This is a genomic window from Sphingomonas sp. BL2 (assembly GCF_056680015.1).
On the sequence record NZ_CM155261.1, the window covers coordinates 2,430,473 to 2,443,344 of the forward strand.

Genomic DNA, 12,872 nt, shown 5'->3' on the forward strand with positions numbered 1-12,872 from the left:
CCGAAGGCGTTTTGGCTCTGCGGGCAGCGGCGAAGACCAGCTTATGCATGCCCGCCTGGGATCGGGTACGGCTCGGCATCGTTACCTCACTATGCTCGCGAGCGTCCTCGCGTGAGCATGACTGAAGGGCCGATGCCGATGCCGATGCCGATGAACGCTGCCGATGTCTTCACGACGCTGGACGTCGAGTTGAAACCCGATCCCTCGCGCACCGTGATCCGGCCATTCAGCTTCGGCTATCCGCAAGCGTTCGAGGCGGACCGCCCGCCACGCAGCGAGGTCGTCGTGGACCGCGTCCAGGCGCTGGACGATACGATGCGCCAAAGGATGCGCGACCTGCTGCTGACCCCCATGCGCGAGCGCCACCGCAACGCCGAGCAGGTCCTGCTGCGTCGTTTCGATGAGGTACGGCAGGACATAGGCGATGGCGACTTCAACGAGGACGAACGGCTGATCATCGGCGCCTATTTCAGCCAAGAATACGCCTTCGAGTCCGCCGCGCTCTTCAACCCCAGCATCGTTTCCCTGACGGATGAAGAGCCGTCGGTGCCGGGCGCGGTCCGCTTCGTCATGTCGCTGCGAGGCATCGGCGAGGGTCATATCTCGTCGATCACGTTCCGCACCGGCGAGTGGGGACCGGGCGATCGGCTCGTGATCGATCCGGCCAGCGCGCACGGCGTCCCGCCGCGCATTGAGCGGCAGGATGACGGGTGGGTCCGCCTGCTTTGCGAAGACAGCCGGGATGCGTCCGAGACCGTCATCTTCCCGGTCTTGCCGAGCCAGCGACAGGGCATCGAGGATCTGCGACTGGTCAACTTCACCGATCACGACGGGGTCCGCAGCATCATCGGCACGTACACCGCGTTCGACGGCAAGGACGCGCGACAGGAAATCCTGCGCGGGGTCGACCTGCGCCGGGTCGAGATGAGGGCGCTCGCCGGCGCCATGACCGGCTACAAGGGAATGGCGCTGTTCCCGCGGCGGATCGACGGCCAGTTCGTGATGCTGGGCCGCCAGGACAGCGAGAATATCTGGCTGCTGCGATCGGACGATCTCTACACGTGGGAGACCGGAACGCCGATCATGGCGCCGAAATACCCGTGGGAGTTCGTGCAGCTGGGCAATTGCGGATCGCCGATCGAGATCGACGAGGGCTGGCTGGTGTTCACGCACGGCGTCGGCATGGTCCGAGGATATTGTATCGGTGCCTGCCTGCTCGACAAGGACGATCCGTCGAAGGTGCTCGCCCGCACGGCATCGCCGTTGCTGTTTCCCAGCGCGGAACAACGCGGGGGCTATGTGCCGAACGTGACCTATAGCTGCGGTGCGCTGATCCGGGATCGCCGCATCTTGCTACCCTACGCAATCGGCGACGAGTATTCGGCATTTGCCGTGGGAGACGTGGATGACCTGCTTTCGGTCATGACCGACACTTGATCCGCCGTGGCGTAGACGCTTCAAGGCTGGTCTTGCTGCGCCTGGGCCTGACCATACGACGCTGGTGCCGGACAAAGGATAGCCGGGTCGCACGATGCTCGCAATTGCGTGCCGCAGTTTACAACCACCCGGTGTTCCAGAGACCATCCGCTATCGACGGCCTGATGGGTTCGGGTTCGATGAGTTCAAACTCGCCTACCCCGATCGCTCCCGGCTCGTCGGGATCATGCTCGACCCAGACGGCACGTCATTGACCTCATAGGCCCTGATTTTAGCAAGTAAGCGTCACGCCAAGCCTTTTTCCCCGAAGCTCGATCAACGGTTGGCGACGCAAGTGTTCATTGCTCACGGCATCGACGACTGCTTTTTTCTACATCAGCCATTTTGTTGCCTTAAATAGTGTGGAGTTTGACTCGATACGGGCGCCGTCGGAAAATTCGATGATTGCGGCCGTGGCAGGAGATGGAGCCGTGCGCGTACGGAATGCTTCATGATCATTGACGTGATCGCCGCAGTTGTGGACGCCTTGGTTACAGCATCTAGCGGACAGACTACCATCACACCGCGGATGGCCGAATTCGATCTCGAAAAAGTTCATCATAAGGAAGCGACTTGCGCAGACCGCGGCTCGTCAGATGAGATAATCGTTTGCGCTCCCAAGAACATGAACATCTGGATTTCTGCGGCTGACCAGGCGAAATTTGCACCGAAGCCGCTTCGCGGAGAGTTTACCGGCCCGCTTAACGCAGAAACAAAGCTGCATGTTATCCCAAGCCAAAACCCTATGGTTGCTACACCCGCTGCGGTCGTAACGTTCAAGTGGCGTTTTTAGACGATGTGATACCTGTAATTTACAGGAACGAACGGTCGGTACGGGTCTACCGCAAAGAGTATTTGAGCGTCCGATTGCAAATCTCGCCGGCCCGCTGCTGCCAGGGAGTTTGGACTATTTGCCACGTTGTTTACCGAACCACTGCGTCCCCAATGGCTTCGTGCCCTCAAGCCGAAATTCCCGCGGCGGGCGATCAGCCGCGGGAGTCTCCCGGTCGAGTGACCTGTGACGTCCAGTCTTCGATGCGACGTTCTCGGGGAAGTGTTTGGAGCACAGCGTTGGGCGCGGTGTGTCGCGGCGATAGACAGCCCTTGTCGTGCTTGAGCGTGGTGACCGTGCCGTCAGATCTGGTCCGGGTCACGATATAGCTCAGCTGTCCGAGATTTGCTGTTCGCATGTCGTGCTGGTGGTCGTCCAGTACCGGAACAGACGACCTTAACCGTCGATCTCACCGCGCCTGCTTTCTCAGATCAACCGGCAGCTGGTCGATGGGGCAGTAGCGATAGGTCATGGCGTTGCGTCCACGCCCGAGGGAGAACGTCAGTGCGTCCCGGACGGTGATCGTCTGCTTTTCGATGACGCGCGGCGCGGGACCGGCACCCGCATCGATGCACGACTGATTGACCTCATAGGTGCTTCCCCTGCGTGACAGTATCCGAGCAATGCATGACCGAGTGTGGGCGGTGCTGATGCCCTTCCCGTCATATTGTCGGATGGAGACGTTCGCAGGCTCGCCGCAAGATGCCCCCTTCTCGACGAAGATGCCTGGCTTCAGCAGGTAGACGCCGCCGGGTTTGCGCGACGTATCGACGCTGGCAAGGGTAGCGCTAGCGATCAATCCGGCTGAGGCGAAGGCCAACGTGGCCCGTAAGGCAGTCCTAGTTTTCATGCGTCTTTCCTCGCAAATGCTTGGGGTGCTTTTGTTAAGAGGGGAAACCTGAACGGCGAACTAAGCAATACGTCATGGCCTGCGTCGGTTTGGCAGTGATCAGGCGCACAGGGCCGCACGCGACCGGCATCACCGCGAACAGGTCCATGCGCACCGTTACGAATTGCCATTAAGGGGGGCGTCGTGGAACGACCAACATCGCGATTGGCGCTGGCAAATTTACGCTTGGGTGCACGGCGCGCCAAATCATCGAGGCTTGCGATCCTTGCATGTGAGCGTACTTGCCGGCCGCAGGCTTGGCGCCTAGAGACGATTGAAATGTTATACTACAACATCACATTGCTTCTCTGACCATGAAGGCGGAGGTCTGCGACAGCGGCCAATGGCGCAAGGCCACGACCATCCGCGCGCTCCGCATTGCTTTGCTCGTCGCAGCCCTGTGCGCGATCCTGTTCCAGAGCTTCATCGTTCAGGCACACGCGCATACCCATCCCGGCATGGCGCCAACCGTTCAATCGGTTGCGTTGCACGCTCTCGACGGTGTGACCGATGGCGGCTCGACGCAGCCGGACGAATCGGATTGCCCAATATGCTGGGAAATGGAGCACGCGGGCGCCTTCGTACTGCCTAGTGACCCTGTACTCCTTGCGTCCGAAACCAGCGCAATCTGGGTCGCGGTGCAGTTGCCGCCGTTCTTCGTCCGCAACGAACGCTCGCACGCTTGGCGCAGTCGAGCGCCGCCGCTTCCCCTCCAAGCCTGACGATATTCCCGCAGGTGCGGCGTCTTTGAACGCCTACCCGTACTGCGTCGGCGTCGCGTCAGCGACCCGTCGCTCTAGGTTCTGGAGCTACTCAAAAATGCGACATCTTCTCCTGCTAGGCGTGGCCACGGCTGCGCCTTTCGCCCTGCTGGTGCCTGTCAGCGCATCGGCACAGACCGCTTCGGCGGACATCACCACGGCATCCCGGGCGGATGCAACAGCCCGGCCCGCCGCTGCGGTTCCTTCTCGCGCTGCTGATGGCGACATCGTCGTGACCGCGCGGCGGCTCGATGCCGCACGCGACGCGATCCTCCCGTCACTGGGGTCGAGCGACTACACGCTCGATCGCGCGCTTCTCGAGCGCCAGCCGGGTGGCCTCAACCGAAGCCTGGCGCAAGTCCTTCTCCAGGCCCCGGGCGTGACGCTGGACAGCTACGGCGCGATCCACGTCCGCAACGAGCACGCCAATCTCCAATACAGGTTGAACGGCGTGATCGTGCCGGAGAGCATCTCGGGCTTCGGCTCGACGTTCGACCCGCACATCGCCAAGTCGATCGACCTGCTGACCGGCACGCTGCCTGCGCAATACGGGTATCGGACTTCGGGCGTCATCGACCTGAAGACCGAGAACGGCGCGTTCGAGAACGGCGGCGACCTGGGGTTCTACGGCGGTAGCCGTGGCACGGCCCAGCCGAGCGGCAGCGTCCATGGATCAAGCGGCGGGCTCAATTACTTCGCATCGGGCAGCTATCTCGAGAACGATCTCGGCGTCGAGAACCCGACTGCCTCGCGCGATGCGATCCACGATCACACGCGCCAGTATCGCGGATTCGGCTACGTCTCCGACATCCTGTCCGAGACAAGCCGATTGACGGCGTTCGGCGGCACGTCGATCGGGTATTTCCAGATCCCGAACAATCCGGGGCAGGTTCCGGCCTATACGCTCAATGGCCAGTCGACGTACGATTCGGCCAAGCTCGACCAGAACCAGCGCGAGATCACGCATTATGGCGTGCTCGCCTATCAATATGCAGGCGACGCGCTCAACTTCCAGATCGCGCCGTTCGTGCGCTATTCGCAGACCCGGTTCACGCCCGATCCGCAGGGCGGCGACCTCATCCTAGCCGGCGTCGCCGACACGTCGCGCTTGTCGAGCCTGACCGCGGGCGTGCAGGCCGATGGCAGCTACAAGCTGTCCGACAGCCATACGATGCGCTTTGGTCTGTTCTTCCAGAACGAGCGGACTCGGTCGAACGTCGGTTCGCGCGTGTTCACGGTCGACGATGCAGGCGCCCAGACGTCCGGCGTGCCGCTGACGATCACCGATCGCGGTGGTAGGACGGGGCAACTCTACGGCGTCTATCTGCAGGACGAATGGTCGCTGACCCCGACGCTGACGCTGAACTACGGTGCGCGGTTCGACGCGGTGCGCGCGTATACGGACGAGCAGCAGTTGAGCCCGCGCGCCAACCTGGTGTGGAAGGCGGATGGCGCGACGGTGTTCCATCTCGGCTATGCGCGCAACTTCACGCCGCCGCCGCAGGAATTGGTCGCGTCGCCGACGCTGGCGCTGTTCGGCGGTACGACCAAGGCGACGCAAGTCACCACCGCGGATCCAGTCCGCGCCGAACGCGAGCATTATTTCGATGGCGGGGTCCAGCACATTTTCGGCACGGCGTTCAAGCTCGGGGTCGACGCCTACTACAAGATCAAGCGCAACCTGCTCGACGAGGGTCAGTTCGGGCCCTCGCTGGTGCTGTCGCCGTTCAACTACGCCAAGGGTTATGCCTGGGGAACCGAGGTCACGGCGAGCTACACCAAGGGGCCGCTCGACCTGTATGCCAACGTCGCCCGCGGACAGGAGAAGGGCAAGGATATTGTCTCGAGCCAGTATTTCTTCGCGCCCGACGAACTCGCCTACATCGCCAACCACTATATTTTCACCGACCATTCGCAGCGCTGGACCGCATCGGCGGGTGGCAGCGTGTCGATCGACGACGGTATCGGCAAGCTCGTCCCCTCGGTGACGATGCTCTACGGCGACGGTCTGCGCTCGGACGATCCGGCCGGCATCGTGCCCAATGGCGGCAAGCTACCCTCTTACTTCACTGCGGACCTCGGCATTACGCAGACCATCGACGGGCCGGGTGTGCTGAAGGGGGTCGCGATCAGTTTCAACGTCACCAACATCGCCGACAAGACCTATCTTCTGCGTGACGGATCGGGCGTCGGGGTCGGTGCCCCCCAATATGGCGCACGACGCGGCGTGTTTGCAGGTATTCGCAAGAGCTTCTGAATCCCCGGCGATCGGTCCCGTCGGGGGCTAGATCGCCGTCATAGCTTTCGACGCCGGGGGGCACATTTTCGTCGTCGTCGGCAATCACCATCACAAGGAACTATCAATGTCCCATGGACAGGATCTCGTCGACGCTCGCGTAACGGACTGGCTGGAGAGGGCCGCGGTCAGCGCATCCACTGTGTGTTTGGTGCATTGTGTCGGTCTGCCGCTTCTCCTGGCTGCACTTCCGGCGGTGGCGACGGTCGTCGCGGTGCCGGAAAGCTTCCACGTCTGGGTTCTTGCCTTTGCCGTGCCGGCGTCGGGGATCGCCTTGCTCCTCGGCTATCGAAGCCACCGCGCCAGTCTGCCGCTGTTGGTTGGGGGTGTGGGATTGGGGCTGCTTGCAGTCGGTGCCTTGTTACTGCTCGGCGGCCCGTTCGAGACCTTGGTGACGGTCATCGGTAGTCTGACCTTGGCGGTCTCGCACGTCATGAACTGGCGACTCCGGCACGATCGACACAGACATGATTGAGCACGTGCCAGTTTTGTAAAAGGGGGCGGTCCGCACGTATCCCAACGGGAGGCATTGCGACCCAGGCCGATGAAGATCGGTTCGATCGCGGCGAAGAACGAGTGTTCGAAGTCGGGAGGCGGGAACGTGGCGCCTCAAGGTCTGGGAGTGGAGCTTTGCCTATAGTATCCGTTGCGGAACATTTTCATCGAGCCACGCGGTCGCGATTTATGTCATCGGGTCGTGATGTTGAGTGTGCCCCCCTTGAGCAGATCAGCGTGCTGGACCCGAAAGTCTGGAAGGGGACGTCCGTTCAAGCTGACGCGCGTGATCCTGCCGTTCACGGGCCCGGAGCGCTGGATTGTCAGTCTATTGCCATTGCCGAGATCTATCGCGGTATGATCGAACGCCGGTGTCGTCACGACATACCACGGCTCGCCCGGCACGAGCGGGTACAGGCCGAGTGTCGCGAACACGTACCACGCGGTCATCCCGCCGGCATCGTCGTCCATTCCGTCGGCAAACCCCTGCGGCGACAGCGCGAAGCTGCGACCGACGAACGGCCCGGGCAGCTTGCCGCTGTTGGTATAGGGATGCGCGATCGGCTTGGTCAGGATCGTGTGAATCAGGTCGGCGGCGGCTTGCGGCTGGCCCAGCGCGGCGAACATCCACGGAACCTGGATGTCGGGCTCGTTGGTCATGTTGAACAGGCCGGCATCGAAGAAATGATGCAGTTCGTCGAGCATCCGTTCGCGCCCGACCGTCGCGGTCATCCACGGCAGGTCGAAGATCGGCGCCCAGCGATATTGCCACAAGGTGCCCTGATACAGCCCGCGCGCCTTGACCACGTCGCCATCCGCGCCCGGCGTCTGGAATACCGATCGCCACATCGGGCGGTAGCTTTGCGCCTTGGCGGTGAAGGTCCGCGCGAGATCGGTGCGGCCGAGATCGCGCGCGAGTTCGGCGGTCGCCCAATCGTCATACGCCGCCTCGATCTGCTCGTCCGGCGTGCCGCGCTTAAGCGTGTCGCTGTCCGCTACCATTCCCGTCAGCGCGGCGTCCGCGTCGAACGCGATGCCCTTGCGGTGCAGGTCGAGCAGCGCGATCCCGGCATGCTCGGTGCGGACCGTCAGGAACGGTTCGTGCGAGGTCGACCATTGCGCCTTGCCGCCTGCGTATAGCGCGACCAGCGACTGCGCGATATCGACGCTGCGCTCGGGCTGGAGCAACGCGAGCAGCGGCATCTGGGTGCGGTAATTATCCCATAGCGACCAGTTGGCGTAGCGCGTCCTGTTCTTGGGCGAGGTCTGCACCGTGCCGTCCTTGTCGCGGTGACGCTCGTCGGGATCGTCGATCGCGACCGGGGTTTCCATGACGCGGTAGAGCGACGTGTAGAACAGCGCGCGCTGGTCTTGCGAACCGCTGAGCGCGACACGGCCGAGGATGCGGTTCCAGGCGGCGCGCGTTTCGCCTGCGACAGCGGCGAGCGACGTGGTGCTGAGTTCGGTATCGCGGACCGACGCCGCACCGCGTCCGTCGACGGTTGATAGGCCGGTTCGGATTTCGATCGCATCGCCCGCTTTGGCCGTCAGGCGCAGTGTCGCCAGATCGTTCGCGCCGGCGGTCAGGGTCTGGTGGATCAGCCGTCCGTTGACGAGGATCCTGCTGGCGGTGTGAAGATGATAGGCGCCCTGATCGCAGACCGTGCCGGCAACGAGATCGGCGCGGACATCGTCGCTGGTCAGGCTCGTCCAACTGGCTGCCAGCCGTTTCGAATAGCTGTGTCGCGGGTCGATCCGCAGGTCGACCGCGCCGGCGCGAGGCAAGGTGAAGCGCAGCACGCCCGCACCCCGCGTCGCCACCATCTCGGCGAGGATGCCGTTATCGTAGCGGACACGGTAGACGCCGGGCCGTGCTGTTTCGCTGCGCTTGTCGATCAGCGCGGGACCGCTGGCGCCGGCATAGCGCAGCGAGATCATCAGGTCGCCGCCGGCACCACCGCAGCCGACCCCGACACCGCGGGTATGCGAAAAGCCAAGCAGCGTGGTTGCCGCGTGATCATAGCCCGCGTGGTTGGCCGGACTGGTATCGGGGCCGAGCTGCATCATCCCGAACGGCGCGACCGCGGCGGGGGAGAGCTGTCCGAAGTCCGCGAGCGTGCCGACGAACGGGTCGACGAGGTCTGCGGGGGTTTCTTGCGCGGTGAGGACGGTCGGGGTGAGGAGAAGGCCGAGGCAGAGCAGGTAGCTCAGCCATCCGCTCCTCGACCACCCCGGCGAAGGCCGGGGCCCAATTGGAAAGGTCGGCGTAACGGAGCGCGATCCGCTGTTACAGTCGTCCCCCAATTGGGCCCCGGCCTTCGCCAGGGTGGTGGTGCGAGCGTGCATCTCAGATGCGTGCGAGAAATACTGCCTCATGGATCGAGAGGATCGCGCGGATCCTGTCGCAGCGATAGCCGCGACGGCCGAAATTCGAGGTCGTACGGCGATAGCCGCCGCCCAACCGCACCCGGCAAATACCCCAGCTCCGTACGATTGCGATCCGAGAAGGTCTGGCTCTCGATATATTTGCTCTGCTCGGCGTCGGTCACGATCAGCGTCGGCCGATCGAGCGGAATGCCCAGCGCCACCATCCGCCGCGTCGCATTACGCAGGTTGGTCGTCGTGTGCCGGGCATAGGGCTCCAGGATCACTCGATCGGCAGGGATACCATAGCGCTCGACCAGCGCGCGCCGGATCTCGACCGCCTCGACGAACCGCGTGCCGCGCGGATGCACCGCGCTGCCCGAGACGAGGATGAACGGCGCGAGGCCTTGGCGATAGCGTTGTACCGCGAGCAGCGCGTGGAGCTTGCTGCGCGGGCTGAGCGCAGTGCCGACATCTTCGGGGCCGACGCCGGGCACGATCAGCAGCGAATAGCGGAACGCCTTCCAGTCGGTCCGCGCCGCCAGCGCACGCGCGCCCGCATTCTCGCGCTGATCGAGGGGTTCGAACCGCGTCGCGGCGACCGCATCGTTAGCATCCAGCAACGCCACCGCGAGCCGCACGCTCGCCGCGATGGTCGCGGGCGGCGCATCGGAGGCGGCACGTGCGGTATCGATCGCGACCTTCACGCTGTCAGCGAAGAACGGCGTGCCGGTCGCGAAGATCGGTCCGTCGATCTTCGGATAGCGTCCGGCCAAGCCAAGGCCATAGACGCGCAACACGACGTTCACCCCGTCCAGTTCCTGGTCGAGCGCCACCGCCACCGGCAAGTCCGCATTCGACTTCATCGATCGCAGAACGCCAAGTGTCGCCAACTTCGCCATGATCGCCCGGTCCTGGTCGGTCCAGACCGTCGCCTCGACCACGCAGGCAGGCACATCGCCGCACGCGGCAATCCGTCGCGCCCGCGTATCTAGCGCATTAGCAGGCAAACGCCCCAGCGCGCCGAGCATCGGAAACAGCCGTTCCGACAGCGTGTCGACGACACTGTCCGCCACCGCCATCGGTGCAGGGGTCTCGGCCCATACCGGTGCCGCCGCGGTCATCGCCAGCGCCGCCATCATTAAGCGCAACCCCGTCACCAGGACTTGCTGACCACGAGGCGGACATTGCGGCCGAAGTTGGGACGGCCGTAGATCGCGTCCGCGGTGCCTTGACCGCTCAGCAGGTCGGTACGTGTATTGCCTTCGGTGAGGCCTTTGACATTGAACAGATTGTCGCCGACGACCTGCATCTGCCACGTGTCGTGCGTCAGCGTGATCCCCGCGCCGACCGTCTGGTAGGAGGGCAGGGCGGTGTTGTTGAAAAAGTCGACATAGCGTTTGCCGGTATATTCGTAGCGTCCGTACACCTGCACCGAATTGCCCGAGACGTCGAAGTCGACCGAGGGGCGGATGTTGCCGTAGACCTTGGGTTCGCGGACGATCTGGTTGCCCTCGACGTCGCCCGCACTCGCGCCGTTGGCGTTGACGAGGCTCTTATACTGCGGATCGCTGATCGTCAGCGCGCCGGTCACGGCGAAGCCATATGGCAGCGCGAGGTTGCCGTCGATCTCGATGCCCTTGATCTCAGCCTTGCCAACAAACGGCACCGACTGGTCGTTGCGGCCGGTGACCGGGTCGAGCGCGACGAACGACGCGTTTAGCGGATTGTAGCGCGTATAGAAGCCGATCAGGTACAGATAGGACCGGCCGAATGCAGCCTTGAGACCGACCTCGTACTGGTTCGCTTTCGACGTGATGATCGTCGGGTTGATCTGGTACGTCACCTGCGTCGATGGCGGCGTCTCGAGATGCGACGCGCGCGCATAGGCGCCGAAATGCTTCGTGACGTCGTAGTTGAGGCCGCCGGTCCAGTTGGTGATGCTCGGGCTCAGCTTCCCGTTGATGATCTTGCCGGTGAACGCGCGTACGCCATCGTCGGCAAGCGTCTTCGGGTCGCCGAGATTGGCCGACGTCGTTTCAAACGCATATCCGCTGAAGCTGTAGCGTTCGTGACGGATGCCGCCATCGATCGTCAGGCCCTTCAGCACTTCCCACGTGTCATTGGCGTAGAGCGCGTACATCGACGCATCGGTATTGCCGCGGTTGAGCGTGGACGTGTATTTCAGCACGCCGTTGTCGGTGACCGAACCGACAGCCTGGCCCGCGGCGTTGTACGCGATCAGATCGAGCGTCCGCGGCTTGCCCTTCACCTCGAGCAGATAGTCCTGGTACGCGACCTCGTTGGTCTCGCCGTACAGGCTGCCATACACGCCGACGCGCAGATCGTGCGTGCCGAACCCGGTCGCGATCGACCGCGTGACGCTCAGGTCGCCTTGCGTCGAATAATATTTCGAGACGACGTCGCGGAACTGGGCGGGGACGACAAGGCCGGACGCGGAATTCGGGTCGTAGACTTCGGCGCCGTTGGTCCCGGCGATCGCGTAGCCGAGCCGGGTAACGCCGGCGCCGAACGCCTTGCGCGCGTTATCCAGGTTGGTTGGGGTGCCAATTCCCCCGCTGGTCGCATTGGCATACTTGTTGGCGTCCGACGGGTTGCTGGTCGAATACAGCGCATTGAAATGGAGCTTGCCGACGCTGACGCCGCCCTTCGCGGCGACCTTCCAGCCGTCGAAATCGGCGTCGTACTGAAAGCCGACATTGCCGAACTGGGTGTGACGCCCATTGCCGAGATCGGCGGCGACGTTGCGCGTCGTGCCGTCGGCTTCGCGGAACCGGATGTTCGCGTTGCGCAATGCGGGCGAGTTCATCGTGCCGCTGAAGAAATCGATATACTGGTTGAGCGACTTGGTCGGATCGCGCGGATCCGCGGTCGGGATCGGCAAATAGAACACGTTGTGATCGTTCAGGTAATTGCCCGAGATCCGCAGCGAGCCGTTGCTGAAGTCGTGCTTGATGTTGCCGCGAATCTGGCCGCCGCGATCGTTCGGGAAGCCATTGTCGCGGTAGCCGTCGTGACGGCGCAGGAATCCACCGATCGCGTAATAGGTCGAATCGTCGATCGGCCCCGCCTGATACCCGTCGAGCCGGTAGAGGCCGGTGTCGCCGAGCGTTACCTGGGCCTTGCCGCGCGTCGTATCGGTGCCCGAGACGGTGATGTTGTTGACGATCGCGGCGGCATAGCTCGCATAGACCGGGGCAGGACCACCGCGCACGACTTCGACGCGCTGCGTCATCAGGTCGAACCGGTTGATGCTGTCGCCGCGGAAGAAATTGCCGTCATTCTCGTGGAACAGCGGCAGGCCGTCCTGCTGGAACGTTACGAGCCCGCCGTCGCTCGGCAGACCGCGCAGGCGGATGATGTTCTGGACCTCGCCACCGGTATTCTCGACCGCGAAGCCGGGCAGCTTGCCGAGCAGGTCGGCGAAGTTGATCGGCGCAAGCTTCTGGATGTCGGCGTTGCTGAGCGAGTTGACCGCATAGGACACGTCGAAGCGGCGCTGCTGGCGAGCGGACCCGGTGACGATTATGTCGCCGCCGCCGGCGTCAGGTGCTGCGGCGTCGGGACCGGTTGCTCCCGGGACTGTGTCGGCAGGCGACGTGGCAGGGGCGGTCTGCGCCCACGCCGGCGACTGCGCCGCGATGCTCAGCGCGATAAAGGCGCAACCCGTACGCAAGCCAAATTTGGTCATCTGTTCGTCCCAGCCCTGTTCGAAGAGAAGCCGTTGGACGCGCAATG

9 protein-coding genes are annotated in these 12,872 nt (G+C 63.5%); 5 read left to right on the forward strand and 4 right to left on the reverse strand.

All coding sequences use genetic code 11. The annotated features are described in order from the left end of the window. Positions 1-150: 150 nt before the first annotated feature. Both AC1ME3_RS11360 and AC1ME3_RS11365 read left to right on the forward strand, forming a co-directional pair. Positions 151-1,437 carry a glycoside hydrolase family 130 protein gene (locus tag AC1ME3_RS11360; protein ID WP_480955818.1) on the forward strand — a complete coding sequence of 429 codons (1,287 nt, stop codon included), beginning with the start codon at positions 151-153 and terminating at the stop codon, positions 1,435-1,437. A gap of 490 nt (positions 1,438-1,927) precedes the next feature. Then, positions 1,928-2,269, forward strand: coding sequence for a hypothetical protein (locus AC1ME3_RS11365; protein ID WP_480953232.1), 342 nt, complete (start codon positions 1,928-1,930; stop codon positions 2,267-2,269). A gap of 448 nt (positions 2,270-2,717) precedes the next feature. On the opposite strand, the gene AC1ME3_RS11370 is transcribed toward AC1ME3_RS11365, so the two are convergent. Further along, positions 2,718-3,158 (reverse strand): hypothetical protein, encoded by a 441-nt coding sequence (locus AC1ME3_RS11370; RefSeq protein WP_480953233.1) that lies wholly within the window; start codon positions 3,156-3,158, stop codon positions 2,718-2,720. Between the two features lie 353 nt (positions 3,159-3,511). Here AC1ME3_RS11370 and AC1ME3_RS11375 point away from each other — a divergent pair, with 353 nt between their 5' ends. From AC1ME3_RS11375 to AC1ME3_RS11385, 3 genes are all read left to right on the forward strand, one after another. Further along, the gene (locus AC1ME3_RS11375; protein ID WP_480953234.1) at positions 3,512-3,919 is read left to right on the forward strand and encodes a DUF2946 family protein; all 408 of its coding nucleotides are present in this window, start codon (positions 3,512-3,514) and stop codon (positions 3,917-3,919) included. Positions 3,920-4,016: 97 nt separating this feature from the next. After that, a complete protein-coding gene (locus AC1ME3_RS11380; protein ID WP_480953235.1) occupies positions 4,017-6,215 on the forward strand; it encodes a TonB-dependent receptor in 2,199 nt (732 codons plus the stop codon). Between the two features lie 106 nt (positions 6,216-6,321). Then, the gene (locus AC1ME3_RS11385) at positions 6,322-6,729 is read left to right on the forward strand and encodes a MerC domain-containing protein (RefSeq protein WP_480953236.1); all 408 of its coding nucleotides are present in this window, start codon (positions 6,322-6,324) and stop codon (positions 6,727-6,729) included. Between the two features lie 212 nt (positions 6,730-6,941). Here AC1ME3_RS11385 and AC1ME3_RS11390 read toward each other — a convergent pair whose 3' ends face one another. Genes AC1ME3_RS11390 through AC1ME3_RS11400 form a run of 3 tightly spaced genes read right to left on the reverse strand, consistent with a single transcriptional unit; the run spans position 6,942 to position 12,825 of the window. Beyond that, positions 6,942-9,125 carry a glycoside hydrolase domain-containing protein gene (locus AC1ME3_RS11390; RefSeq protein WP_480953237.1) on the reverse strand — a complete coding sequence of 728 codons (2,184 nt, stop codon included), beginning with the start codon at positions 9,123-9,125 and terminating at the stop codon, positions 6,942-6,944. Beyond that, positions 9,122-10,255, reverse strand: a complete 1,134-nt coding sequence (locus AC1ME3_RS11395; RefSeq protein ID WP_480953238.1) for a YdcF family protein — start codon at positions 10,253-10,255, stop codon at positions 9,122-9,124. Before AC1ME3_RS11395 ends, AC1ME3_RS11390 begins: the two co-directional genes overlap by 4 nt. Positions 10,256-10,269: 14 nt before the next feature. After that, positions 10,270-12,825: a TonB-dependent receptor gene (locus AC1ME3_RS11400; protein WP_480953239.1), complete on the reverse strand. Its 2,556-nt coding sequence runs from the start codon at positions 12,823-12,825 to the stop codon at positions 10,270-10,272. Between the last annotated feature and the right edge of the window lie 47 nt (positions 12,826-12,872).

Bases quoted from the DNA above. Each gene is read 5' to 3' on its own strand.
- AC1ME3_RS11360 (WP_480955818.1), top strand. From the start codon at position 151: ATGAACGCTGCCGATGTCTTCACGACGCTGGACGTCGAGTTGAAACCC.
- AC1ME3_RS11365 (WP_480953232.1), top strand. From the start codon at position 1,928: ATGATCATTGACGTGATCGCCGCAGTTGTGGACGCCTTGGTTACAGCA.
- AC1ME3_RS11370 (WP_480953233.1), bottom strand. From the start codon at position 3,158: ATGAAAACTAGGACTGCCTTACGGGCCACGTTGGCCTTCGCCTCAGCC.
- AC1ME3_RS11375 (WP_480953234.1), top strand. From the start codon at position 3,512: ATGAAGGCGGAGGTCTGCGACAGCGGCCAATGGCGCAAGGCCACGACC.
- AC1ME3_RS11380 (WP_480953235.1), top strand. From the start codon at position 4,017: ATGCGACATCTTCTCCTGCTAGGCGTGGCCACGGCTGCGCCTTTCGCC.
- AC1ME3_RS11385 (WP_480953236.1), top strand. From the start codon at position 6,322: ATGTCCCATGGACAGGATCTCGTCGACGCTCGCGTAACGGACTGGCTG.
- AC1ME3_RS11390 (WP_480953237.1), bottom strand. From the start codon at position 9,125: ATGAGGCAGTATTTCTCGCACGCATCTGAGATGCACGCTCGCACCACC.
- AC1ME3_RS11395 (WP_480953238.1), bottom strand. From the start codon at position 10,255: ATGATGGCGGCGCTGGCGATGACCGCGGCGGCACCGGTATGGGCCGAG.
- AC1ME3_RS11400 (WP_480953239.1), bottom strand. From the start codon at position 12,825: ATGACCAAATTTGGCTTGCGTACGGGTTGCGCCTTTATCGCGCTGAGC.